This is a genomic window from Paenibacillus sp. J22FR83, assembly GCF_059691955.1.
The window spans coordinates 1-24,878 of record NZ_JCAUAM010000019.1 but is presented as its reverse complement, the minus strand read 5'-3'; the positions used below and the strand labels follow the sequence as shown (position 1 = coordinate 24,878).

23 protein-coding genes are annotated in these 24,878 nt (G+C 46.0%); 4 read left to right on the top strand and 19 right to left on the bottom strand.

The genetic code is table 11. The features are described 5' to 3' along the window. Positions 1-6 precede the first annotated feature (6 nt). From AC58PV_RS28215 to AC58PV_RS28200, 4 genes are all read right to left on the bottom strand, one after another. On the bottom strand, positions 7-783 hold the full coding sequence (locus tag AC58PV_RS28215) for an ABC transporter ATP-binding protein (RefSeq protein WP_497436058.1): 777 nt from the start codon (positions 781-783) through the stop codon (positions 7-9). Positions 784-953: 170 nt separating this feature from the next. After that, positions 954-1,802 carry a DUF2935 domain-containing protein gene (locus AC58PV_RS28210; RefSeq protein WP_497436057.1) on the bottom strand — a complete coding sequence of 283 codons (849 nt, stop codon included), beginning with the start codon at positions 1,800-1,802 and terminating at the stop codon, positions 954-956. A 101-nt stretch (positions 1,803-1,903) separates the two neighbouring features. Next, entirely contained in the window at positions 1,904-3,481 is a 1,578-nt protein-coding gene (locus AC58PV_RS28205; RefSeq protein ID WP_497436056.1) for a helix-turn-helix domain-containing protein, read from the bottom strand. A gap of 1,104 nt (positions 3,482-4,585) precedes the next feature. Beyond that, complete coding sequence (locus tag AC58PV_RS28200) at positions 4,586-5,326, bottom strand: SDR family oxidoreductase (protein WP_497436054.1); 741 nt, start codon at positions 5,324-5,326, stop codon at positions 4,586-4,588. A gap of 171 nt (positions 5,327-5,497) precedes the next feature. On the opposite strand from AC58PV_RS28200, the gene AC58PV_RS28195 reads away from it, so the two are divergent. Further along, the gene (locus AC58PV_RS28195) at positions 5,498-6,058 is read left to right on the top strand and encodes a TetR/AcrR family transcriptional regulator (RefSeq protein WP_497436053.1); all 561 of its coding nucleotides are present in this window, start codon (positions 5,498-5,500) and stop codon (positions 6,056-6,058) included. 9 nt (positions 6,059-6,067) lie between these two features. On the opposite strand, the gene AC58PV_RS28190 is transcribed toward AC58PV_RS28195, so the two are convergent. Genes AC58PV_RS28190 through AC58PV_RS28170 form a run of 5 tightly spaced genes read right to left on the bottom strand, consistent with a single transcriptional unit; the run spans position 6,068 to position 10,595 of the window. Further along, the gene (locus tag AC58PV_RS28190; protein ID WP_497436052.1) at positions 6,068-6,649 is read right to left on the bottom strand and encodes a nitroreductase family protein; all 582 of its coding nucleotides are present in this window, start codon (positions 6,647-6,649) and stop codon (positions 6,068-6,070) included. Next, a complete protein-coding gene (locus AC58PV_RS28185; protein WP_497436051.1) occupies positions 6,630-7,478 on the bottom strand; it encodes an ABC transporter ATP-binding protein in 849 nt (282 codons plus the stop codon). Before AC58PV_RS28185 ends, AC58PV_RS28190 begins: the two co-directional genes overlap by 20 nt. A gap of 11 nt (positions 7,479-7,489) precedes the next feature. Continuing rightward, positions 7,490-8,533, bottom strand: a complete 1,044-nt coding sequence (locus tag AC58PV_RS28180; RefSeq protein ID WP_497436049.1) for a FecCD family ABC transporter permease — start codon at positions 8,531-8,533, stop codon at positions 7,490-7,492. Beyond that, positions 8,530-9,540 (bottom strand): FecCD family ABC transporter permease, encoded by a 1,011-nt coding sequence (locus AC58PV_RS28175; RefSeq protein ID WP_497436048.1) that lies wholly within the window; start codon positions 9,538-9,540, stop codon positions 8,530-8,532. The genes AC58PV_RS28180 and AC58PV_RS28175 overlap by 4 nt, the downstream gene beginning before the upstream one ends. Before the next feature lie 59 nt (positions 9,541-9,599). Beyond that, a complete protein-coding gene (locus AC58PV_RS28170) occupies positions 9,600-10,595 on the bottom strand; it encodes an ABC transporter substrate-binding protein (protein WP_497436046.1) in 996 nt (331 codons plus the stop codon). 313 nt (positions 10,596-10,908) lie between these two features. On the opposite strand from AC58PV_RS28170, the gene AC58PV_RS28165 reads away from it, so the two are divergent. The 3 genes from AC58PV_RS28165 to AC58PV_RS28155 all read left to right on the top strand — a co-directional run bounded on the left by AC58PV_RS28165 (position 10,909) and on the right by AC58PV_RS28155 (position 13,207). Then, positions 10,909-11,241, top strand: coding sequence for a PadR family transcriptional regulator (locus AC58PV_RS28165; protein ID WP_497436045.1), 333 nt, complete (start codon positions 10,909-10,911; stop codon positions 11,239-11,241). Next, positions 11,238-12,578, top strand: coding sequence for an FtsW/RodA/SpoVE family cell cycle protein (locus AC58PV_RS28160; protein ID WP_497436043.1), 1,341 nt, complete (start codon positions 11,238-11,240; stop codon positions 12,576-12,578). Before AC58PV_RS28165 ends, AC58PV_RS28160 begins: the two co-directional genes overlap by 4 nt. Before the next feature lie 104 nt (positions 12,579-12,682). Then, the gene (locus AC58PV_RS28155; RefSeq protein WP_497436042.1) at positions 12,683-13,207 is read left to right on the top strand and encodes a hypothetical protein; all 525 of its coding nucleotides are present in this window, start codon (positions 12,683-12,685) and stop codon (positions 13,205-13,207) included. Between the two features lie 491 nt (positions 13,208-13,698). Here AC58PV_RS28155 and AC58PV_RS28150 read toward each other — a convergent pair whose 3' ends face one another. The 10 genes from AC58PV_RS28150 to AC58PV_RS28105 all read right to left on the bottom strand — a co-directional run bounded on the left by AC58PV_RS28150 (position 13,699) and on the right by AC58PV_RS28105 (position 24,478). After that, a complete protein-coding gene (locus AC58PV_RS28150; RefSeq protein WP_497436040.1) occupies positions 13,699-13,956 on the bottom strand; it encodes a hypothetical protein in 258 nt (85 codons plus the stop codon). Positions 13,957-14,819: 863 nt separating this feature from the next. Next, positions 14,820-15,161 (bottom strand): DUF1801 domain-containing protein, encoded by a 342-nt coding sequence (locus tag AC58PV_RS28145; protein WP_497436039.1) that lies wholly within the window; start codon positions 15,159-15,161, stop codon positions 14,820-14,822. Next, positions 15,158-15,622 (bottom strand): YciI family protein, encoded by a 465-nt coding sequence (locus AC58PV_RS28140; RefSeq protein ID WP_497436038.1) that lies wholly within the window; start codon positions 15,620-15,622, stop codon positions 15,158-15,160. The genes AC58PV_RS28145 and AC58PV_RS28140 overlap by 4 nt, the downstream gene beginning before the upstream one ends. Then, positions 15,623-16,885, bottom strand: a complete 1,263-nt coding sequence (locus AC58PV_RS28135) for an RNA polymerase sigma factor (protein WP_497436037.1) — start codon at positions 16,883-16,885, stop codon at positions 15,623-15,625. Continuing rightward, positions 16,882-17,316 carry a YciI family protein gene (locus AC58PV_RS28130; RefSeq protein ID WP_497436036.1) on the bottom strand — a complete coding sequence of 145 codons (435 nt, stop codon included), beginning with the start codon at positions 17,314-17,316 and terminating at the stop codon, positions 16,882-16,884. Before AC58PV_RS28130 ends, AC58PV_RS28135 begins: the two co-directional genes overlap by 4 nt. 36 nt (positions 17,317-17,352) lie before the next feature. Then, on the bottom strand, positions 17,353-18,165 hold the full coding sequence (locus AC58PV_RS28125) for an alpha/beta fold hydrolase (RefSeq protein WP_497436034.1): 813 nt from the start codon (positions 18,163-18,165) through the stop codon (positions 17,353-17,355). Positions 18,166-18,793: 628 nt separating this feature from the next. Beyond that, entirely contained in the window at positions 18,794-19,585 is a 792-nt protein-coding gene (locus tag AC58PV_RS28120) for a Nif3-like dinuclear metal center hexameric protein (protein ID WP_497436033.1), read from the bottom strand. 33 nt (positions 19,586-19,618) lie between these two features. After that, positions 19,619-20,674: a DUF402 domain-containing protein gene (locus tag AC58PV_RS28115; RefSeq protein WP_497436032.1), complete on the bottom strand. Its 1,056-nt coding sequence runs from the start codon at positions 20,672-20,674 to the stop codon at positions 19,619-19,621. Between the two features lie 64 nt (positions 20,675-20,738). After that, positions 20,739-22,088, bottom strand: coding sequence for an ABC transporter substrate-binding protein (locus AC58PV_RS28110; protein ID WP_497436031.1), 1,350 nt, complete (start codon positions 22,086-22,088; stop codon positions 20,739-20,741). Positions 22,089-22,111: 23 nt separating this feature from the next. Beyond that, positions 22,112-24,478, bottom strand: coding sequence for an EAL domain-containing protein (locus tag AC58PV_RS28105; protein WP_497436030.1), 2,367 nt, complete (start codon positions 24,476-24,478; stop codon positions 22,112-22,114). Positions 24,479-24,878: the final 400 nt, after the last annotated feature.

The window sequence follows — 24,878 nt, the reverse complement described above, 5'->3', positions numbered from 1 at the left end:
TTTCTCTTAAATGCCGGAACTATCTATTAATTCTAGCTCTTCGATTTTCTCAAATTCATTGAGTACCTTAAGGCGAAGTTCCTGGAAGGACGTCGTCGTCTTCTTTCTCGGAATCGGCAGGTCAATAGAGACAATGTTCCGTATGGCACCAGGCCTCGGTTTGAGAATAACGACACGATTGGCTAAATAAATGGCTTCATCAATATCATGCGTAACGAAAATCATTGTCGTTTTATTCTTCTGCCAAATATCAATCAACACTTCCTGCATGTGCGTCCGCGTAAAAGCATCCAGAGCACCGAACGGCTCGTCAAGCAGCAGCACTTTCGGATTACGGAGTAAGGCTCTTGCAATAGCAACACGTTGCGCCATACCACCAGAGAGTTCTTTCGGGAACGACTTCTGAAAACCTTCTAGGCGAACGAGTTTAATCAGTTCATCTACTTTCTTACGTACTTCAGGGTCTCTGAGCGAAAGATCAGCAGCGATATTCTTCTCCACATTCAACCATGGAAACAGCCTTGGCTCTTGGAAAATAAAGCCCTTATCAATGCCTGGTCCTTGGATCACCTGACCACCCAATTGAGCCTCGCCTGTATGCGAAACATCCAGTCCAGCGATGATCTTAAGCAGTGTGCTCTTGCCGCAGCCGCTAGGTCCTATGACGGTAATAAATTCCCCTTCTTTTACTTGCAGATCAATATTGTGCAAGGCTTGAACAGACCCTTTGCTGGACTGAAAAGTTTTGTTCACATGCTTGAGATTCAATAGTGGTTGGCTCATCCCATTCAACTCCTCTTTAAAATAAAAAAAGAGACACTTTTCTCTGGAAAGAGAATAGTGTCTCCGTTCATACGGTGGTCACATTTCTAGAGTACCACTTCGGATGAAACTTCGTCAATCATAATTTATTATATTCCTATAAGTTTTATCGGATTTAATTTTCAGCCTAGTTAATGCCCTATGTGCTCTTCCAGCGTCCCCCTCATTGGATTGCCCGTTAGGCACTGCTCGAACATGTCAATGATCGCAAGGAAACGCTCCGCCTCGCGGAACACGTGATCCGCAAGCAAGGGATGGATGATGCTCTTGATTTTGCAAGCTTCAATTAAATCTCGAGCTGTCTTCTTGAAATCACGTAGGGCAACGACCGAGACACGGTTCTGATCAAGGAACTGATCCAACAGCGGCTCGGTTTGGGATTGCGGACGCATCCCGCTTAAATCAATCGCTTGGAAGAGAAGCTGGTCGAAATCATGACTGAAATTCCGTGCTTGCTCCACCAATAGACGTTCAGACGGATCGAGCAGATGACCAATAAACTTGGCGTGATCCGCCATGATGCGCAAGAAGAATATATTTTCATCAATAATGGCATCAGGGATCGGTTCTAGTTGTCCTGTATTTAATTCGTGTAATCGATTGCGAAAATAATTAGCCTCACGGCTCGTATGGTCGACTAACAACGGAAAGTTGTTACCGCCAGGCAGCTTGCATTGGATGATGAGTCCGAGCACTTTTCTTTTGAATGCCCATATATGCGCTGCAGCCGAAGACACTTCCGTATTGAATCGTCGAATTTGTTCAGGGTCAGTCAACTCGGTATAGGCGTGAGATCGACCCTCAATATGCTCAAAAATATGATAATAATGATTCGCTTCTTGGATCAACATCGTATCTTCGCATCGGAAACCTAGCTTGAGAAACAAGGAATGCTCCTTCATAATACGCGACCAGAACCGGATCTCATCCAATGAACGCATCACGAACTCATTTGACAATTTACGCACTCTCCCCACCATGATGTTCTCCTATCCCATGTATAATGAGCGTCTGTCGCACATATGCTACATTACCTCAAATTAGGACAACTCAGGTGCGTAATTACCTCCTTCCTATGCGTTCAAGTATCCCATTGCAACAAATCATCCAGGATTTGATGCTGTCCGCTTGGTGCCCAGCTCATACTGATCCAATTCGAAATCACGCGAACTTGGTTGTTCTGCACAGCTTTCATCGCATCCCAAGAAGTTCCTTTCAACATGCTGTTGTACAGATTAGCCTCCTCTTCCGAGGTAAGTCGTTTATCAATTAGAAGGAAATCCGTATCAAACGACGGCATGATTTCCACCGCATACTCCTTCGTTCTCTCGTTTAATGGCACACAACTCCCCGGCTTTAACCCAAGCTCTGTATATAGTAAGTGGCTTAGCGGGTGATCGATCATGCCGTGGATGCGAATTTTTTCACTATACAATCGGATGACGGACACACTTTGGAGCCCGATGATGCCCATCAACGCATCCCTGGTATACTTCACTCGAAGATCAAGTTGACTGAACGTTTGTTGCGCTTCTTTCTCCCGTCCAACTAACTCAGCAATCCGACCATAATACGCGCGCCAATCCATCGAAAAATCCATCATAACCGTCGGTGCAATCAGCTTTAATTGGTTATACATCGGCAGATGCCTGTAATCGGCAATGATTAACTCAGGTCCATAGTTGCGCAGCTCTGCTAATTGAACTTCGATTTGCCGAATGTTCTCCTCGACACCTAACTCCAAATGTCGATAGCCATTCAACTCATAGGTGTCTTCCACACCAAGGTCTCGCAAACAATCCTCAAATCGAAAGCAGGAGGCAGTAGCTACTCTCAATTGTTTCCTCTTGATATACATCGTTGGTGAAATGCCAAAGCTATTCTTGAACATCCGGCTAAAATAAAACTCATTCCCGAACCCAACCGCTGTTGAAATGTCCTTGATCGAGGGGTTGTCCTGCTGCAATAGCTCCTTGGAAGTGTCGATACGAATGTGATTTAAATATTCGACGGGTGACATCTTCTTTGATTTCTTGAAGCTTCTTGAATAGGAAGTTGGCGTCAATCCTGCGATGTCCGACAATGTTTCTAGCTTGATTTTGTGATTAAAATGCTTGTACATATAAGTGATGCTTTGATCGATTCCTTTGGACGCATCCTCCAGCTCAATCGGTTCCGGCACTTCCCCTGGCATCACGTGGATAAGACTTTGGAATTGGAGTTGGATACTCGGATCCTTAACAGACTTGGATTGGCTTTCTTCATAGAGCTGTTCAATGCGCTCGAGGGGCTGCTTTCCTTGCTTCAACTGCAGCTTGCTCGTCTGAAAAAGCCAAGAGTCGGTTGCCGCATGGGTACAATGCCAACCGCCTTTCGTTTTGGAAAACGTCACGCGTCTTATGACTAAGACATAGAACTCGATAAAGTCAGACTCCAGCATCACTTCAATAGGCTTACCGCCAACCAGATAGAAGGTCTGATTCGGCTTGATCGGTATCGCCTGAGTATCGATGCAAAGGATGCCTTTGCCTTGTGTTATAACCAAGACCATATCGCATGGGATATTTTTTCTATGCAGCGTATTCCGTTTATGGAAACGACGTTTGCGGATGGATGAAAGCATTAGAAGGGAATATTCCTGTCCTTGAACTGGCAGCATATGCAGCTATAACCCCTTTCACGGTTATCATTGATAATGATTATCAGTAGGTACAGTATAAAGGGTATCCTTTTTTTTGAAAAGGGGTTACTCGGGGCTTGGATAGCTGCATAACACCCGTCTAAACGATGATTTCGTTGGAAAAGCTGCGAAATAGCTGGAGAATCCAGTTATTCCAGCGTTGGGATCGAGCTTCTCTGTGCTCCTCCAGGCTCCTCCCTCTCAAAAATGCAAAAATACAACCTTTTTCGCTTTTTTATAGGTGAATTTGGTAAATAAGTGCAAATAGGCAACCTTTTTTGCGTATTTCACTGTAATCTCCTGAAATCGCTCCAAATTGATGCCTATTTGCAACAATTTCCAATAAGAGAGGGGAAAGCCCCTTTGAAAAGTGCCTTTTTGCATTTTTGACAGGGCTTGAGGGCTTCATTGAAGTTCTTATGAAATCAAGTCCCATACTCCATCGGGCAATGCAATTCCACTGTACTATCTAGCTACTTTGCTTTCTTGCTACTTTACTCCACTTTCCCTCCTACTCTGCAATTACTCCACTTTTCCCTTACTCTGTAGTTACACCACCTTTCCCTACGTTCTTCTCGCTATCCTCCATCCTTCTACTCTACAGCTACTCCAAGCACTATACATTCTCCTCATCCTCACTACACTCTAATTACTCTCGATCACACACACTTTTGGGAAACGTCTATTCGGATGTCGGAAATAGTGGCGGGGATCGCTGATGCCGTGTTGCTGATAGTGGTGACGAATCGCTGATGGCGGAGTTGCTGATGGGGGCGGGTGGGTTCGCGAGTGACTGGGCTGATAATGGTGACTTGCGTATAGCAGGTGGCCAAGGAGCCCACGGTGGGCGAAGTAGCTGAGCTTTGCTGGTTCAGGGTGGCCGGTGTCTCGGGGGTGCTGCTGCTGATGGTGCGATTGCTGATTGAACTGGGCTCTACAAGTTCACTAACAAAAAAGTGACCCACAGCAACGCGCTGAGGGTCTAAGTTTATATATTAAAAAAGGGGGTCGAGGTTTATTATAAGCTACGTACATGAAGAACAGATGAAGATTAGATTTCAATTATATTACATTTACTTACATTTAAGACAAGGCTGTGGGTCTAACCATAATTTCGCTGATGAGCGTGTCATCGGGTTCACTAATGGCAAATGCAATGGCTCTAGCAATAGAGTTAGGCGAAATCCCCAGGCCGCTTATTTGATTGGCGATCGCTTGCACTTCCGGGCTGGTAATAGTGTCAAAAAGTTCTGTGTTCGTCAATCCTGGTGCGATCAAGGTCGATCTAATGCCTGAAGTCGCTGACTCTTCTAGACGAAGTCCTTCCGAAATGGCCCTAACCGCAAACTTGGTTGCCGCGTATACGGCTGATGTCGGGGACACCTGGTAACCCGAAGTTGAGGATAGGTTGATGATGTGGCCCGACTGCTGCTCGCGCATGGTAGGTAATACAGCGGCGATACCGTACAGAACGCCTTTAATATTCACATCAATCATCTGATCCCACTCCGCTACGCGTAATTCATTCATCCTAGAGCTTGGCATGATCCCTGCATTGTTCACCAGTACATCAATTCGGCCATACTTCTCCATAACAAACTTGGCCACATGCTGCATATCCTCAGCAGATGCGACGTCCGCTTTTACAGCAACCGCCTCGCCGCCTTGTTTAATTTCATTTACAATCGTATGCAGACGTTCTTCTCTTCTTGCAGCCAATACCACTTTTGCCCCACTCTGCGCGAGCAGTTTCGCTGTAGCTTCTCCTATTCCGCTGGAGGCTCCTGTAATAATAACTACTTTATTTAAAATGTTTTTTTCCATCGTGACATGCTCCTCTACCTTTAATATTGAACACGTGTTGAATATTTAACGGCCGTTGATTAATATTATAGTGGGAAGCACGAATTACTCAATGGTTGATTGATACGTAATTGTTTCATATACAACAAGTCCCGTGGGAATGTTGATTAACTGAAGGAGGCAATGAAAGAAATGGAGTCCGTTGTTAAGACCGACCGCCGTATTCTCCGAACCAAGCAAGCCATAACGAAGTCGTTCCTGGAGCTTTTTGCGGAAAAGGATTTTGAACACATCACCATTAACGAGATCGCGGAACGCGCCAATGTGAACCGAGGCACCGTCTATCTGCATTTCAGTGACAAATACTACCTGTTGGATACATGCATTGAAGATCACATAAACGCATTGATCTCATTGTGTAAGAAAGACGATAGGGTTAGCCGAGGAATGGTTCAAGAACCCAAACCGATTTTTGATTACCTACATGACCATTTCCCGTTTTTCTCAGCTATGTTTTCCAATCAGAGGTCCTTTCTATTCCGAGACCAGTTCCTGAAATTTATTTCCGTCAATCTGATGGCCAAACTAGATAGGCTGGACAACACACCCATTATTGACAGCGAGATCAAAGCCCAATTCATGGCTTCTGCCTTCATTGGCATCGTGGAATGGTGGATACGTCACGACATGCCGCAATCCTCACAATTTATGGCCGACCAAGTTCGGACTTTATTCGAAAATAATCAAATTTAGGATTCGTTCCTAATTGAAATCAATAATCGTCAACATCTCTTCCGCAGCCTGCCGCGGCTGCACTTTGGGGATGGATGCCGGGTACCCGATATTGAGGAGGCCAACGATTTTCTCATCTGCCGCTAAACCAACGACTTGTTGGAACCCCTCTTCATAGTTGTAGTTGTTCGTTTTCCACACGACGCCAAGCCCTTGCTCCCATGCGGCCAGTTGGAAATTCTGGATGAGGGCGCAGACCGCGCCGTAGTCTTCATCCCACTGCTTCTGGCGAGAGTCTTCTTTCAGAATCACAACAAGATGCGCGGGAATCCCCATGAAATCCCTCCACTTGGGCTTGCCGTGCTTTTCTCTCATCTCATCGTCATCATACGAGAGGAGCATCGCATCTGCCAATGTCCTGCGCCCCTCTCCTTTATACAAAATGAATCGCCAAGGCTGTCGGTTCCCATGATTCGGTGCCCATACCGCCACATTCAGTAACTGGAGCAGCAATTCATCCGATACAGGATCTTGTTTGAAATCGCGAATCGTTCTTCTATCCTTAATTAACGCAGCTACGGTTCCTATTGGTTTAACTTCGGATAAGCTCATGTTTCACGTCCTCCTCTAATTTCTTAGGTATAGGCTTGTCGGATTTGCGGCCTTTTCCTTTCGGAATACACATTGGTGTACCGAAGAACGGATCCCCGATAATTTCGCATTCCATGCCGAATACATGGCGGACAAGCTCCGAATTAATGACATCCTCAGGTTTCCCTTGCGCAAAGACGGATTTATTCTTGATGGCTACGAGATGATGGGCATAGCGACAAGCGAGATTGAGATCATGCAGAACCATCACAATCGTGCGCTGTTCACGTTCATTCAGTTCAAACAATAGATCCAAAATATCCACTTGGTGAGCCATATCCAAATACGTTGTAGGTTCATCCAACAGGATCGTTTGGGTTCCTTGTGCGAGGGTCATCGCGATCCACGCCCGCTGACGCTGTCCGCCGGATAAGGAGTCCACCGCCGTTTCCGCCAATTCCGTTGTTTTGGTCACCGCTAAAGCCTCATTCACATATCGCTCATCATCTTCTGACCACGATTTCAGCCAATTCTGATACGGGTACCTGCCTTGTTTCACCAACTGAAAGACCGTCAACCCTTCTGGGGCAATCGGGCCTTGCGGCAAAATGGACAAGTTCTTCGCGATTTCCTTGGTTGGAATTTCCGCGATGTGCTTGCCATCCAGAATGATTTCGCCATGGGAAGGCTTTAATAAGCGAGCCATCGCACGCAGAAGGGTTGATTTCCCGCAGCCATTTGAACCGATCAACACAGTAATCTTCCCTTTGGGAATAGACAGGTTCAACCCCTCGATAATATTGTCGTTGCCATAGGTCAAATTGAGATTTCTAGTCTCCAAGGTTGGCACGCTCTTCACTCCTATCTTGAATTTCGCTTGGTGTATAGCAAATAGATGAAAAAGGGTGCCCCCACGGCCGCCGTAAATACACCAACTGGCACATCGAGTGGTAAGAAGAATGTTCTTCCCGCTAGATCAGCCAACATCACGACGGCTCCTCCGAGCAGCGCCGAGACGGGTAAAAGACTATCAAAGCTTGAACCTACCCATTTGCGAGCCATATGAGGCGCAATTAAGCCAATGAATCCAATCGCCCCGGCTACCGAAACAGCTGCCCCGGCCAAAGCCACGCTAATGAGCAGCAAGACTAAGCGGTTAACCTCAACTGCACTTCCCGCACTGGCTGCCACATCATCTCCGAGCTGTCCAATATTGACATGGCGTGCTAATAGAAATGCAAGTGGAATCAAGATGACCGTCCAGGGCAGTACGGTCATCACATTTTCCCAATTCGCCGCATAAACCGATCCCGTTAGCCATAAATAGGCTGTGCCTGGATCGTTCTTCGGGCTAAACACGATCATCATCGTCGTTCCCGCTGACATCAACGAGGACATCCCAATGCCGACTAGAATAAGGCGGATGGGTGTGACCCCTTTTTTCCAAGCCAATATATACAAAATTATCGAAACAACTGCAGCCCCCAACATAGCCGACACAGGCAGCCACCGAATGCTGATCATGCCATTGAAGTAGGTAAGGAAAGTGACCGCCGCCACCGAAGCCCCGCCTGTCACACCCATCATATCTGGCGATGCCAATGGATTCCGAATGATTCCTTGCATGATCGCACCTGCCGCAGCAAGCGCAGCACCAACTAACATGGAAATGATAATGCGTGGCAAGCGCAGCTTCTGAACAACCATCGCATGATCATCCGCGCCGATGCCTATGACACTTTTGACCACATCGATCGGCGATATGTACATTTCTCCCATCCCCGTGCTAACAATCGCAATCACGACGCAAACCACGAGTAACAAGAGAGATATCTTTAATGCCTTTTTTTCCACTAAAAAAGAAATCCTACCTTGCCGCCATCGAACTGGAACATGCCCCTTCATGATTTGATAATCCCCCTTCGTGCAATATAAATAAAGAATGGGGCACCAATAATGGCCGTCATCACGCCGACAGGCATTTCTTCAGGAATCATAATAAATCTTGCAGCCAGGTCCGCTAGTATGAGCAGAATCGCCCCCAGTACAGCGCAATAAGGAATAACCCAGCGGTGGTCGCCACCGACGAAAAACCGCGAGACATGAGGGATCACAATCCCGATAAATCCGATAGGACCTGCTACTGACACGGAGCAGCCCGCAAGTACGACAATTAGCAGACCTGCGACTGATTTGACCCAGATCGTCTTTTGACCCAACCCTTTCGCCGTATCCTCACCCATGAGAAGTAAATTCATATCTCGCGCGATGAACCAAGCAGCTACCCAGCAGATGGCCATGAAAGGAATTACCGTAATTAACATATCCGGAGAACGTCCTGCAATGGTACCTGTCAGCCAGAACAGCACCGTACTAAGTCCCTGCTGATTCAACACCAAGATGCCTTGTGTGAAGGAAGAGAACAGAGCCGTCATAGCTGCCCCAGCGAGCACGATCTTCAGTGGCGTCAGTCCATCTCGGCCAAATGAGCCCAAAATGTAGACGGATAAGGCACCGACTGCGGCTCCGACGAAAGAGATCCACATCAAAGCCTGCATTGATGAGATCGATAGGGCAACTGCGCCAAGAACGACGAACAACGTCGCTCCCGCATTAACGCCAAGCACACTCGGTGAAGCTAATGGATTGCGTGTAAGTGTCTGCATCAACGTACCTGCGATGGCTAAACTGGCGCCTATGGCAGCGGCTATACAAGCTCTAGGTACACGCGTCGTGCGAAGTATGATTTGATCATTGATATTCTCGTCGTAATGAAAGATGGAAGCCCATGCCGTATGCCAATCAAACTGCGTCGCACCGAACAGAATGCTGGAAGCAAAACTTCCAAGCAAAATAAGAATCAGCGCTAACAGCCCGGCGGTTTTCCATAAGCTCGTATTCATAAGGTTCATGATGATCTCCTTGGAATTCACAAAGGAATGAACATAGTGTTCATCCCTAAGTGTTTCAACTATTTAATGTCAAAATATTTGTAGAGATCCGCCAGCATGGCTTTGGCAGCCATCGAACCGCCCGCTAAGTTCCAAGTAATCGTGTCAACTTTAAAATATTTGCCGTTCTTCACGCCCTTGAGATTTTTCCAAAGTGGGTGCGAAGTCCAATCGCTCTGCGATTTTTCTACCGCAGGTTCTTCCGAACTCAGACGTGTAATATCAAAGATATACTCGCCATCCAACTGCGACATTTGCTCTTTCGTGGTGATATTGACTACTGCTTTGCCTTCTACGATTTGAGCTTTCGGACGCGGTAAACCAAGTTCCTTGAAGATCGTTCCAGCAAATCCTGTTGCATAGAAACGCGCACTGCCATCTCTCTCAAAACGGATAATGGAAACTTCGGCATTAGCAAGTTTGTTGCCAGCTTTCTGTTTAAACTCGGCTACCCCTTTATCCCAATCCGCGATAATCTTCGCACCTTCTTGCTCTTTATATAGGGCATCTGATGCATACTTCAAATTCGCTTTCCAGTCAAAAATTTCTTCCGTAATGAGCGTAGGAGCAATGCTCTCCAATTGCGGATAAATTTTCTCGTGACGAGCTTTGGTCCCGATAATCAAATCTGGTTTCAAAGCTACGATCGCCTCAACGTTCGGCTGCGTTTCTTCGCCCAGGTTCTTAACGCCTTCCATATTAGCTCTCAAATAGTTGTACCAAGGCTTCTCTTCCCATGACTCGACCGAGCCGACAGGCTTGACGCCTAAGTGTGTAACGATATCCGTCATACCATTGAATAGAACAACTACTCGTTCTGGTTTTTTCTTCAAAGTAACTGTCCCCATGGCATGCTTGATGGTTTTCTCTACGGCTGCTGCAGCTGTAGCTTTAGCCGCTTCTGGCGATGCACTTGGACTACTCGTACTGCTTGCATTTCCGCCTGTTGTCGAACTGCCACAAGCCGTCACGGCTAGTGCTAGCAACAGCACGATCATCATTTTTAAAGATTTCATTCGATTTCTTCCTCCTTGTACAGCAAAGCACACACGGGTGATAAACACGCCATCTATTTAGAATGCTGATGCTGACTCCCTGTTTTTTTAATTGATAATAATTCTCAGTCTCAATTATAAAGGGCATGTTTTCCAAAGTACATATCCGATTTTATCCGATTCGTGTACTGAATTTATCTTCGATGGGCTGTTTGGAGGTGGTACTTTATTGGATTTTAACTAACTGCTAAACATTGTAAATGTTTTCCTTTTGTTATATAGTATACCTAGATATTCGATGCATCGTAATTCTATAGTCGAGAAGGAGCTAACCATGAAAATCAGTAAAGAACTCATGAAAGGAAGCACCGTCATTCTGATTCTTACCCTTCTGGAGCGAAAGGACATGTATGGCTACGAGATGACCAAAGAGATGGAGAAACATTCCGATGGCGTGTTCACCCTCAAGGAAGGAACCCTCTATCCGATTCTGCACATGTTGGAATCAGATGGCTTTGTAGAAGCCTTCTGGGATGAGAAAGACGGCCGCAAGCGCAAATATTACCGCCTAACGAAGCAAGGTAAAGGCGAACTCAGCGTTAAGAAGCAGGAATGGTCGCTTTTTCGCAATACGGTCGATCGCGTACTTGGGGAGGGCGGCGTATGAGCAGTTTCCGAGTTCGCCAGCATGAGGAGATCTCGCTTTTTCTGAAGCAGGTTTGCCACGAAATTAAAGCAAAAGAGGTTCACAAGGAAGTCCGTATGGAGCTCGAAAGTCATTTGGAGGAATTAATTGAGGAGAAGCTAAGTAATGGGGTTGATCTGGACATAGCAGTTAAAGAATCCATTGCTCAAATGGGGACGCCTGATGTGATCGGGCAGCAATTCCATCTTGCTCATCGGCCTCGATTTAATTGGGGGCTGCTGGCTGTTATTGTGCTTTTTATGGCGATCGGGTTGGTTGCTATCTTTTCTGCTCAGACAGCCTCTTATCGTCAAGATCTCACTTCACTTGCTATGAAACAAGTTGTTTTTTTTGGAATAGGATCATGCCTAATGTTATTGATTGGTTTCAGCAACTATCGAAAATTAACCAACTACACCTGGGTCATATATATAGGAACAATTTCGTTACTTTCCTACTCCCTACTCACTGGGAATGAGTACGCAGGACTAAGGGGTTTCGTAGGGTGGGGCCCCTTCCAACTGAATATCTCTGCGTTATCTCCTTACTTGCTGCTCATTGCATTAGCTGGTATTTGGAGTTCACCATCACAGCGAATCATGACGAAAGAATCCTCTCTGCTCGCTTTTTTGCGAAATAGTTGGATCAACGTAGGAGCTGTTTGGCTTCCAAGTTTACTCATTTTATATACACATTCTATCCAAAACTTCGTACTTTTTTTTATAGGTTGCTTGACCTTGCTGCTAGTTTTGCGAAAAAAGCGAGTCATACTCGCTGTGCATTGCGGTCTACTTGTAACTGCATTTGGCATATTCATATTCAAATTAAGCTACCAGATCGATCGTCTTTATGCTTTCATACATCAGGATCAAGATCAACTAGGCATGAATTTCGTACTGACTCAATCCAAAATGGCTATACAATCCGCAGGTTGGCGGGGACATGGGTTTGGCGCTCCACTTAGTAGATTGCCCGTGCTTCAATCCGAGATGATGTTCCCTTTCCTCATCTATTGTTTCGGACGGGGAGCTGGGATTGCCCTGGTAATGATGATTGCCCTATTCGTACAACAGACCGTTAGCGTTTCAAGGAAAGTGACTGATCCGTATGGAAAAGCCATCGTATCTACCTTATTGGCTGTCTTTGCTACACAGTTTACATGGAGCATCCTCATGTCAATCGGTCTAGCGCCATATAGCTCATTTCAACTCCCATTCATCAGCTACAGCGGATTACATGTCATTTTTCAATTTATAGCCGTCGGCCTCATACTAAGTGTGTATCGACGCAAAGATCTTGGGACACGGCAGTTTACGTAGGCGTATAGCTCACCTCTTTTTTCACCCACTCAGCCCCTATCCCTTACCAATTTGTCCTAGGGACATATACTTAAGAGAGAACCCATAGGGAGGATCTGAGTGCAATGAAATCAGACCGCGTCACGATTATTATTGAAAAAGGGAAAAAACGCATTATTGCGCAATCGCCTATTCATGGTGTTAATCGGTTGGTTTTCATCATCAACCATCAATTTACAAATGCGCCTAATACGACGCAGCTCGCTAGTGGTGCAGGCCGCAGCTCTGCATCTGGCAGCAACGCCGCTATTCAATCGCCGCATAGTCAGCAACAACAAAGTGTCGGTGCAGGCGGCAAAGCGAGAAACAAATTAGGGAAAAGCGCTAAAGGCAAGTTAGCCGGCAATAAAAGCCTTACCGAGATCCGCCGTAAAGGCAAAGAAATCGTCGTTGTCATTAACGATCAAATCGTGAAACTCCCCAAACATGCGGCGAATGCCTCAGCTACCCAGGTGGCAAGCGGGGCTGGCAAGTACAGCACGAGTGGGACCAACTCCGCCATCGAAAGTCCAGGCACGAAGCAGCAGGATGCCGTCGGTGGGAATGGGAAGGCTTCCAATACGCTCGCTAGCAAGCGTAGGAAGAAGTAGCATCTGGGAGTAAAAAGGAGCTAAGCGATTGAAGTGAACCCCACAAGTTAGACACAGTCTACTACTTGGAGGTGCAGTTCAGATTAATTCGCTTAGCTCCTTACTTTTGGCTGCATTGGTTGGGACGGGTTATTCCCTGTGGGTCAATTAGTCCGAATTTGCCCAACTAAATTCAACGACTAGGTCGTTGAATCAAGAATAGTCCGAAATAACCCAACTAAATAGCTCGAAACAACCATCTCACATGAAAAACATACAAATAGTTCGGCATAATCGGACTATTGGCCGTTTTTCTGAAGGAATCCTCGTTTTAGTTCGGTAAAATCGAACTATTGTTGAATGACTGCTCACGAACGATCCCTCGTTTTATTTATCCAAGAAATAGTCATAGTAAGCACCTTGGATGAGCAACACGACGTCACCAAATACGCCAACACTAAAAAACAAGAAGTAGTACGTTGCCTTAGATACATCGCACCTCCGATTCACTTTTACAGCCGATCCCAAGCCACATACAGACACATCCCTGCGAGCACATAGAACGCTACAGAAACCTTCACAATCCTTCGCATTTTAATCGCATATGTACAAAAAAAGATAGCCGCAGCCAATTTACCTACACTTTGGACATTCATCGGAAACCCAGAACTACTAAAGATAATTGAAACAATCAATGTAGTAAGAACAAGTATTTTAAACCATAGTGGCTCTTTCAGAAATTGCTTATACATAAACTTAAACCGCTGCATACTCCCAGATCACCTTTCTCCAGTTAATTCATCCTTACTAGGTATTCTCCAGCTTTCTTAATATGCCTTCACTTTAAGCTCTAAACTTAGAATGACCCGTACTCTGCTACCACGACGTCTGCCACTTCTACTCTGCTTATTCTTACTCTACCTACTTATGCTTCATTTTTACTCCAACTCTATTTACATCTACTCTACCTACTACTGCACCTACTTCGCCTTACAATTCTCCTACTCCTACTTTCATAAGCAACTTCTGCGTGACTTCAACTGGTAACTACTGCTACTTACAAAACTCCTAAAATGCACGCAACTAGTTCCTGCCGACACCATTGCAACCATTACTCAACTAGCTAGATCTGCTAATCACTCACCTAACTGTTACCGCCTACTGCCCCGCCCTGCGCCTCACGAATCGTATTAAATGGATTTTATGTAGCTATTTTTACTGATTTTACTCGTTTAGAACCATTAGATGGATTTCATACAGTTAAATTCCACCTAAAGCGCAGATACCGATAATTCTGCTTATTTTAACTGTACATTTTCCATCTATTCACGAAATCTCAGAAAATACAGCATGATTAGCTGTATATTTTCCATTTATTTTCCAAATTATCGCCAAAGGAGCAGCAATAAAGGGAAAGTGAGAAGGGAGAGAACCCGCGGGCGAGGCGGGATGACACGCGTGTCGGACGAGCGAAACGACGACCAGCAAGATGAGCGGCTGAGCGGACAAACTTACGCGCGGCACGAAGCGGTGAGGAAGACGCGGACGTCCTCTCCAAGCCAAAAGAAGCCGCCGCGCAACGCGCGGCAAGCTCCTTAAGAACACCCAGCCGATAATCGGTTGGGTATTGTCACTATAGTGAAGCGGCTGCCTGGCTAAGCAGCGACATCAATTGCGCAGCATCGACCGCTTGTTCTTGGCGCAGCTTCACGGTCTTCCTCTCTGGCGGCCCATCGAACAAGGGCTCTGGAAACGCAAGCCCGCTTGCGTTAAAAATCGTGAAACTTACAGCATCTTTTGATGTGGAGATGACTGCAGCGTATTTACCATTTTTCAAAAAATGAGGCTTTTTATATTGTATACGTTCCGCCACATCGGGTATCACCTGCAGCACCGTCTGACGCAATTGCGTGGCCAGCTCTCGCTGCCATGGTTCCTTTAAGATATCGATAAATTCGATTACTTCCTGGCTCATTTAACATTCACTCCTTCGTCGAACTGCTCTCTCGCTTGTAACATGTACCTCATTTCTTGTAAATCTGCTTCCAATGCCTGCCATTTACGCTCCTGTATGCAATGCGAACGCTCCTCGAGCTTCCGCATCTCAATCTCATACTCGCCACGTTCGGCAGGAATCGGCATGCGGAGCGCCCAGTGCAGAGCCTCTTCCTCGGAGCTGACTTCAATCAAGGTATATGCCGAAAGGAACTCTTGGCTAACTGGAAAAGGCCCCGCCACTAACGTCGGCTCCCCGCCTTGTGATGAATAACAGATACGAATTCCAGCCCAGCTTGGCTGGAGCTCTTCTTCTGCAAGCAGCACCCCAGCCCTGGCTAACGCCTGCTTGTAGGCACTCATTTGATCGTTGTAGGTTGGGCTCATCTTCACTCTCGCCTCCGAGAATCCTGTTGCCTTCGCCATCAATATATAGCGCAACTAACGTTCCCCTCCTTCGCATTCGGCTGCACGCTTCAACAAAACAGAACGTTCACGCTCATTCCTCGTCATGGATGCGGCTCGTTCAAATTCCATTCGGGCTTCCTCGGCTCGCCCTAGCTTCACGAGAAGATCACCACGCACGCTCGGCAGCAGATGGTACCCTTGTAAAGCGGGTTCGGCATTCAGCTCATCAACTAGCTGCAGCCCAAATGCCGGACCAAAAGCCATCGATATCGCGACTGCCCGGTTTAATTCCACAATTGGCGAAGGAGCTGCGCGCGAAAGCGCTTCGTACAGAGCGGCAATTCGGACCCAATCCGTCTCCGCAGCAGTCACCGCCTGCGCATGGCAGGCAGCGATAGCAGCTTGGAGCGAATAGGGACCTAGCTGCCTTCCAATCTTGCGGCTGCGATCTAGAGCAGCCAAACCACGGCGGATCAACAACTGATCCCACTTCCCCCGATTTTGATCCATAAGAAGGATGGGTTCCCCATTGGTGTTTACTCTGGTTTTAAACCTCGAAGATTGAATCTCCATTAAGGCTACCAGTCCGTGAACTTCCGGTTCCATGGGGCTAATCTCAGCGATCATCCGTCCAAGTCTTACTGCCTCCTGACACAGGATCGGGCGAAACCAGTGTTCCCCTGCGGTTGCCGAGTAACCTTCGTTAAACATCAAATAAATGACTTCAAGTACAGTAGACAGGCGATCTTGACGCTCTTCAGCTGATGGCACCTCGAAAGGGACTCCCTCGGCACTTAAAGTACGCTTCGCACGGACAATTCGCTGGGCAATCGTGGCTTCAGCGACGAGGAACGAACGTGCAATTTCTTCTGTCGTCAACCCGCATAGAAGCCGTAGCGTTAGCGCAACTCTGGCATCTTTAGATAACATCGGGTGACAGGTCATATAAATGAGACGAAGCAGATCGTCGCCAATATCCCCGTCCAAAGCCAGATCACTTTCCTCGATCGTATACAAATCCATACCTTGTGCAATCTCAACATACTTCTGATTACGCAATTTATTTCTGCGCATATGGTCAATCGCACGACGCTTGGCAGTCGTCATTAACCAAGCGCCAGGGTTGTCTGGAATTCCGATTTCCGGCCACCGGTCTAAGGCGATTAACAACGCATCTTGCGCAAGATCCTCCGCTAGCCCCACGTCCCGCGTCATTCGTGTTAACCCAGCAATAATTTTAGCTGACTCTATTCGCCATATCGCATCTATCGTTCGATGTGTGAGAGATAAGCTCACGCTTTGTTCTGCTCCTGAGCTTGCTTGCGAAGTGCTGCATCTTTCTCTAGCATTTCTGCATTATCCGTAATATCCTCCATTTCAAACACCTGTCTGAGTTCAATCTCACCTTGACCGAATCCATGAGGATCTGGCATACGCAATGCCCATTCCACGGCTTCTTCCCTCGATTTAACCTCAATTAACGTATAGCCCGCGATCATTTCTTTGGCTTCTGTGAATGGACCATCTACCACTTTCGGTTTGCCCCCCGGCTCCGGGTAGGAAATTCGAATTGCACTTGAACTAGGTTGCAGACCATCGGCAGCCAGCAAAACACCGGCTTTCACGAGTTCCTCATTATACTTTTGCATCGCCTCAATAAGTTCCTGACTTGGTTTAGCCCCAGCCTCTGAATCTGTTGTTGCTTTCACGATCATCATAAATCTCATATGTGTTCTCCTCCTAATAATATGAATTTATACCTGTTATTTTCCGCCTAAAAAGAAATCCTTAAGCGCCATCGAAATGAGTTTCGTATGGAGTTTCTTGGTATGTCCGAGCCCTTTCTTACTAAGTAGCTGCGCGTTAGGCAGTACGTCTGCCAGTTCCTGTGCGCCGTGACGCAGAGAAGCCGGACTCTCCGTACCTTCAAGCACAAGCGTTGGCATCGCGACCGCTCGCCATAGCTCTCTTGGCAGTGGCTTCCCATCGAAATAGCCTTCCAACAAAGCCGCATCATAAGGAAGTGTATGTGCCACAGCCATGAGATTGGACCAAACCGATCGCATCATACGCATTATACGGACAACAAACGAAGGCGCCCCCATCCCCTGTGTCATAAAATACTTGATAGCCTCCGCCCGCTGATCCGAAGCAATGAGCTTCGTAACGTGCTGCACGAAATCATTAGGCGCTTTGCGGTCTGTGGCTTTCACCACAAACGGCGGTTCATGCAACGCTAATTTCGTAATTTTGGCTCCCCTCGCTGCTGCCTGGAGTGCAAGTACCGCACCAGAGGACAATCCCCATACATACGCGGAACCGCCAGCCTCTTCAATCATCGCCTCAAGATCTTCGAACTCGCGCACTGTCTCGTAGGGCAATGTATTTCCGCTATCCCCTCGGCCACGACGATCATAGTTATACACGGTGAAGTCCTGCGAAAGCAACCTCGCGAGCTCCACCTGCCCAGGAAATTTGCGATAGCTGAAAGCTCCCGCTACCAGAATGAGCGCTGGCCCTTGACCCTCTTTGTCATATGCGATTGTTGTACCGTCTCTCGATGTCGCTATGTGCATGTTAGTCTCCTTTTCTTTCTCACAAATTTGCTCTCTATATGGACGACGAATTGATTTCGAAGAAATCGACACAGCGAGAAACTTTTTTTGAAAAAACAAAAAAACTTCTTCCCCCTATCCCCTTTGGTAGTTTAACATTCTCTAATTAACAGGAAATCCCTTCCTATTTTTACCTAAAATAAGAGGTCACACCGTCCTTCGGGGACGGGAGTGGAGCGGTAGCAACGGACTAGGCTGGATACTTTTGCGTGACCGGGATGAGCAGCCATAAGAGATTAACTAGTTTTCCTTCCCAGACTGGCTAGCCCTAGGAGATTAACTGGATTTTCTACATCTATTTTCGGCTAAAACTAGCCGTTGGGGAGTTTAACTGGATTTTCTACATCTAATTTTGCTCAAAATGTTCCATTTAGCGAAATTAGTCTGGAATAACTGTAGAAAATCCAGTTAAATGGAGAAATACCGTGATTTCGCTTGAATTAGCTGTAGAAAATCCAGTTATTTGCTTAGCCAGGGTGCCGGAGCCTCGTCATTAATGAAAAAGCAGCCCCAGACACCCAAGTGCCCTAGACTGCTTCTATTACTGGTTTCTATTACTACTTCTACAACTACTTCTACTTCATCCTTACTATATCCGCTGCACCGCAAGCGCGCACTCGATCATCTCCACGTGCACTTCAGGAAACGCCTCGCGCAGCATTTCCACGACGGTCTGCATCCCTGCTTCTTCACTCTTCTGATGCCCCGTTACGATTAGTGCTTTCGCAAATCCCATGTCTGCGGCGTCTCTCACATATTCGTTCGTTTCCCATTCATTGGTCTCACCGACAATCAACAAGTCGATATCCTGACTTCCAAGAAACTGGATATGAGAACGGCCACCGGATGCCCCAGGCAATAGCCCCATACGCTTCACAGGAAGATCCAGATCCCCGGCTACGAGCATACTTTCTATGCTCAGTTTGCTTTTTAGATGAGCGGCAATTGTACGTACGGTATGCACTTCACCCGAAGGCAGCGCTAGCAACCGCAACTCCTCTGGGCTACTATAAGATTCCCATTCAAGCTGCTTCAACATGCCGATTAGAATACCATCAGGTTGATAGCTATGCACATAATCGTGCAGGCGAAAAATCGCAATACCCGACTCCTCGATCAGCGCACGCTTCTTTTCATACACAGGATTCCCGCTAAGCCACTCGCCTTCATCCATATGATTGTAATACGTCGGTTCGTGCGTGATGATGAGATCAACGCCAGATTCAACTGCTTGCTTAATGGCCGCATACGTCGTCATAAATACAACAGCCACTTTCCGAACCTCCGCATCCAACCGTCCGCTTTTCAACGTATCCACTGTCTTCTCTAGTTGTCCAACGGGTTCAATAAGACGATCTAGTACCATTTGCACCGTAATCATGATAAGTGAAACCTCCCCATAGGTTCGTAAGCCTTACTTGCAGGAACTAGGAATACACTGGATGAACGATTCGAGATAACCATCAAACGGATATGCCCGTTGCACAACCTTTTCCTGTAAAGCCACCAGCTCTTGCTCAGCCTTCTGAATCAGATCATCGGGATAACCGAATTGAATCGCATGGGCTGCGAATTCATCCTCGTCAACAACTTGCCAAACACCATTTCTTCGCACATAATCTAAATCCAAATCGACAAAAGAAACCGTGTTCCCCTTCATCACTGCCGGCTGATTGATATTACAATAGAACTGTTCTAACTTACCGTCAACAACTTCAGCACTTACTGTAAACCAAGAATCAAATGAGAAAAATTCAAGGGACCAATTATTAATCGTAAATACACTTTGCTTCGTGTAATGGTGCAGCTGTCTTCCGTACTCACTTAGAACAACAATATGTGAAGGGGTCTTTTCTAATAAGGTTGTGTTCCATTCGTAATGGAGACGATTGCCATATTTTAATGCCTGAATTGTGATTTGCTTTGCCATTGTCCCGTCCTTCCACGCTTCGATCAGAAATCTGATTTCCCCCTTGATCGCATCAGGGAGCGGCTCATTCATCAGTCTGTTCAGAATGTCTTGATTGGCACCAACTTTTTTCAAATAGGACAGTAAGACCGCCGCTTTCGCGCTCCTATTCATAAGTGCATAGGCAACATACCAAACTTCTGGGGAGCCAACTTGAATACCGTTCCATGAAGAGCTCGGAATAGAAGGGAGTTTGCATAGACCTCCGTCCGTATAGATCGAGAGCCATCCGATAATCTCTACTTGAGGTGTATCACTATGTATGACTAACTTATACGCTGTGCCAAATGGATAGTCCCCACTCGTTTTTTCTTCGACTTGCTCGTGAAGCAACGCATGTTTGACCCCCTCAAGGGGTGCTTCAACCATCACATCCCAATCGCCCACCGTTTCAGTTAAACCAAGACTCAGCATTAACCCACTGCCGCCTAACGAGTAACGAATTCCAGCTTGTTCCAAGCTTCGAGTGACGGCAACTAGGCTCCTTATATCTGGATTCACTTCGAGCTCTCCTTTTTCAAAAACAAATCTACTTCCTTCTATTCTATCACGTTTCAATTCTTGTTCAATTCTTGTTCAATCCCATCCCCGTCGTTCGTTTCTGTTCCATCCAGAAGGCATCCCACTTGCTTAACGTTTCTTCGATTGTGGCATTCCCTGACAGCATCGCCTGCCCGGAATCCATGGCTACCTTATCCCAACTGCTGTTGCCTGGATATTGAAAGGGTGGTTTGAAGAGCAGGAAGATATCTGGCTTGAGCGTCATATCGAGCAAGGTTTTATAGGGGCCAGTTTGGAAAAAAGGATCAGAAAACGCAGAGGTGTGCGTCGGGATCACGCCGTATTTTTTGGATAATTCCGTATTTGACTTAGCTCCAGAAAGAAAAGCGATCAGCTTCCATGCTTCAGCTTTATGTTTGGAATAGGAGGCCATCCCCCAGCCCGCACCTCCTACACTGACAAGTGCATTCCCTTTGGGTCCAGTTGGCAGCGGTGCTGTTGCCCACGTTCCTGGCTGCATGGTATCCTGAATCGTTTGAATGACATCTGGATCCTGCAGCAAAATCCCTGTCACACCCGAGGTGAATGCGTCCACCTGCTCTTGGAATCCCCAGTATAGCGAATCAGGCGGCGAAGCATCCTTATACAGTTTCACATATAATTCCATTGCTTTTACCGCTTCAGGAGAACTGTAGATGGTTGACCCATCATTAAGGAATTGACCGTCATCTAGATTAACGAGATCACCATTGTAAGCCCGGATTAACGGATCCGATATAGCAATCGCGCCTTTCGCGCCACGAAAGGAAAAGCCAAACTGATTCTTCGCAGGATCTGTTAGTTTTTTACTTACTTCATATAACTCTTCCCATGAAGAAGGTGGTTTAAGGCCGGCGGCCTCCAGCCAATCTTGGCGGTAGAACATTTGACGTTGATATAAACCGTTCGCAATGAAGTAATTCTTACGTCCAACAAGGGAAATGGATTGGGCTGCATGGGAGAACGTATTGCGCTCATCCCAAGCGGTTATGTAGGTGTTTAAAGGATCAATATAACCTTGGCTTGCCAGATCAGCAACATTAATATCTCTGACTTCCATAACATCGAGCTCTTGTTTCACATTCAGCATCGTCTTTATCGTTATATCCGCCTGAGTGAAAGGTGGTGATATCAATTCGACATGGATATTGGGGTTTTGGCTTTCAAATTGAGCAAGTAAGTCTTTCAGAATGGCCGTTCGATTCGGATTCGTCAAGCTCTCGATCATGCGCAGTGTTACTTTCGTATCGTCCGTCGGCGATGAAGTTGGCAAGAGTTTCTCCTGACTGGAGCACCCCATTACGAGCATTATAAGCACAATCCAATTCATAACGAGCAATCCATTGTTTCTTCCTCGTCGTTTTATTCTCATCATGGTTCCCCCTCTCGCTCCAATGGTTAGCCACCTTGTAACATTTTCATAGACGTGTCAAACACCCTTCCCTCGGCCAGCAGTTCTGCGCATTCGCTTGTCGGAATGGGACGGCTATAGATATATCCTTGAATCTCATCGCAATTGCAAGCCTGTAACAGAGCTACTTGTTCCATAGATTCTACGCCTTCGGCCGTCACTCGCAAATTCAAACTGTGTGCCATAACGATGATCGCTCCGACAATAGCGCGCTCTTTGTCACTGCTGACAATATCATCGAGAAACGATTTATCGATTTTCAACCGTTGGATCGGGAAGTTTTTCAAATAGTTTAAGGAAGAATAACCTGTGCCGAAATCATCGATTGAAATTTTCACCCCTAAAGCATATAAGTCTTGTAAGGTTAAAATAACTTTCTCCACATCTTGCATCGCAATGGACTCTGTAATCTCTAATTCCAAATACTGAGGCTCCAGGCCTGTTTCCTCCAAGATTTGCGCCACAGTTTGAATAATTTCTGAATTCTGGAACTGGTAAAGAGATAAATTCACAGCAACATGCACCTTAGGGAGCCCTGCATCTTGCCAGGCTTTGTTTTGCTTACACGCTGTGTATAGAATCCAATTGCCAATAGGTACAATCAGTCGTGAGTACTCTGCAATTGGAATAAACTCCGATGGTGGAATGAAACCATGCTTTGGATGTTTCCACCGGACCAGCGTTTCAACACCAAGGATACACCCGGTGTCCAGTTCAATTTGAGGCTGATAATAGAGCAATAACTCCTCTCGCTCTATCGCATGACGCAAATCTCTTTCTAACGACAGCTTCGCATATGTATTTTTTTCCATCGTGCTGTTATAAAATTTATGATTATTTCTGCCGCTCTCCTTCGCACTGTACATCGCAGTATCCGCACGCTTGGTTAAGCTTTGGATATCATTCCCATCATGCGGATACATGCTAACACCTATACTGACAGAGACATAAAGCTCTTGCTCGTCATAATATACCGGCTTCTGAATTTGAGCGGTAATCTCCTGAATGATGGTCAAAATCACATCTTGATCCCCTGAGTTCGGTATCAACACGAGGAACTCGTCACCGCCGAAACGCGCGATTGTACAAGATTTATCCAACGTATCTTCTAGTCGGCGCGCTGTTTCAATCAGCAGTTTATCGCCAGCTTCGTGGCCAAATGTATCATTAATAATTTTGAACCTATCCAAATCCAGAAAAAGAATAGTAAATTGCATCTTATGTTGACGCGCGGCTTGAATTTCCTTTTCGATAACTTCCATAAACAACTTCCGGTTTACTAAATCCGTCAAGTGATCATGGTAAGCCAGATATAGGATTTTCTTCGCATTCCGCCGCCTTTGCAAGTAGTAGTTAACTAAGTAGGTTAAGATCGCAATTCCGATCATACTAATCAACATACTATTGCCAATGGTGTTCGCATCTTTGAACAATTCCGAGCCGGGGATCACAGCTTGTACAGTCCAATCACTGGCCGCGATTTGCTCGGCAACGATCAGTTGCATCTCCTCATTCACTTTGATCGTTTTACTTGCGGAAGGATGTCCCGCATGGATTGGGGTCGCTTCGAATACGTTAGGAATTCGATAGAAGTCACCTTCGGATTCTGAATTCGTCCTTGTCAGCAATTGATTGGCGGAATTCAGGATGACCATTTCGCCATTCGGAATATCACTGATGGAACGCTTCAATACCTCAGAGCTGATCTCAATCAGAAGCACATATTTCATACCTGAACCCAATTTAACAAGCCGATTGATGGCAAACGAGGGTTGTCCGATGTTCGAGTAGCCATATCTTTTGGTAGGAAGCCATGCGATTTCGCCATTTGCAATAACCGCTCTCTGAAACCACGCTTCCTTACTATAGTCGATTGATTCAGCATGAAGGGTATCTGTTGTAATTTCTTTCAGCTTCGGATCCACCGGAATCAAGTGAATATTCGTGATATCGCTTTTGCTAAAAAAACGAATGGCTAAGCTCTCTACAATTTTATTCTTTGCCGCGAATTTATCGTTCTGACTCGTAAAGGCACTGCCGTATACGTGGAGTTGATTCAACATTTCCTCATCGGTCAAGATATTGAAGGTTAAATCCTCATAATTCCGGAAAATGATATTTAACGTGTCTCTAGTTTGCGCAACCGTTTGCTTGGTAGTTGAGGTCATCTTGTCTATGACAATCTGTTGTGAATGAGAATAGGAAAAAAAACTAAATCCAACAAAAATAATCGCCGTACCGCCAATTGCCCAGACCAATAACTTCAGACCCACCGACTGTAAGCCTGGGGCTTTGCGGAACAAGTTCAATTTATGCCGCCATTGCCTAGCGAGCCTGACTATGAGGTGTATCAAAAGTATGGTCAACTCCTGTCTACTGCTGTCTAATTCTGTCTACTATTGTCTAATACTGTCAACTACAGTTAGCTAAATTCTATCATAACCTATAATTGTTTAATATCTATAGCGAAATTCGTTAATAATGTATTAGTTTTACAATAAAACTGCAAAAAGGACTACCCTAGTTGGGCAATGTCATTAAGTTAACCTCAAAGAACGATCAGGAATAAAAATATAATTCGAAGCGGCATGGGAAAAAGTCCTGTGTCGTTTGTTTTTTATACAAGCATGAATAAAAGCGTACAGCAAACAAGCGGATGGACAATCCGCTAAAAAAATGTTCATATGAGCCGAATTATGCTACTCTGTAGACGAAGCTAACCGATGATTTATAGCGGGTTTTGCGCGTATTCTG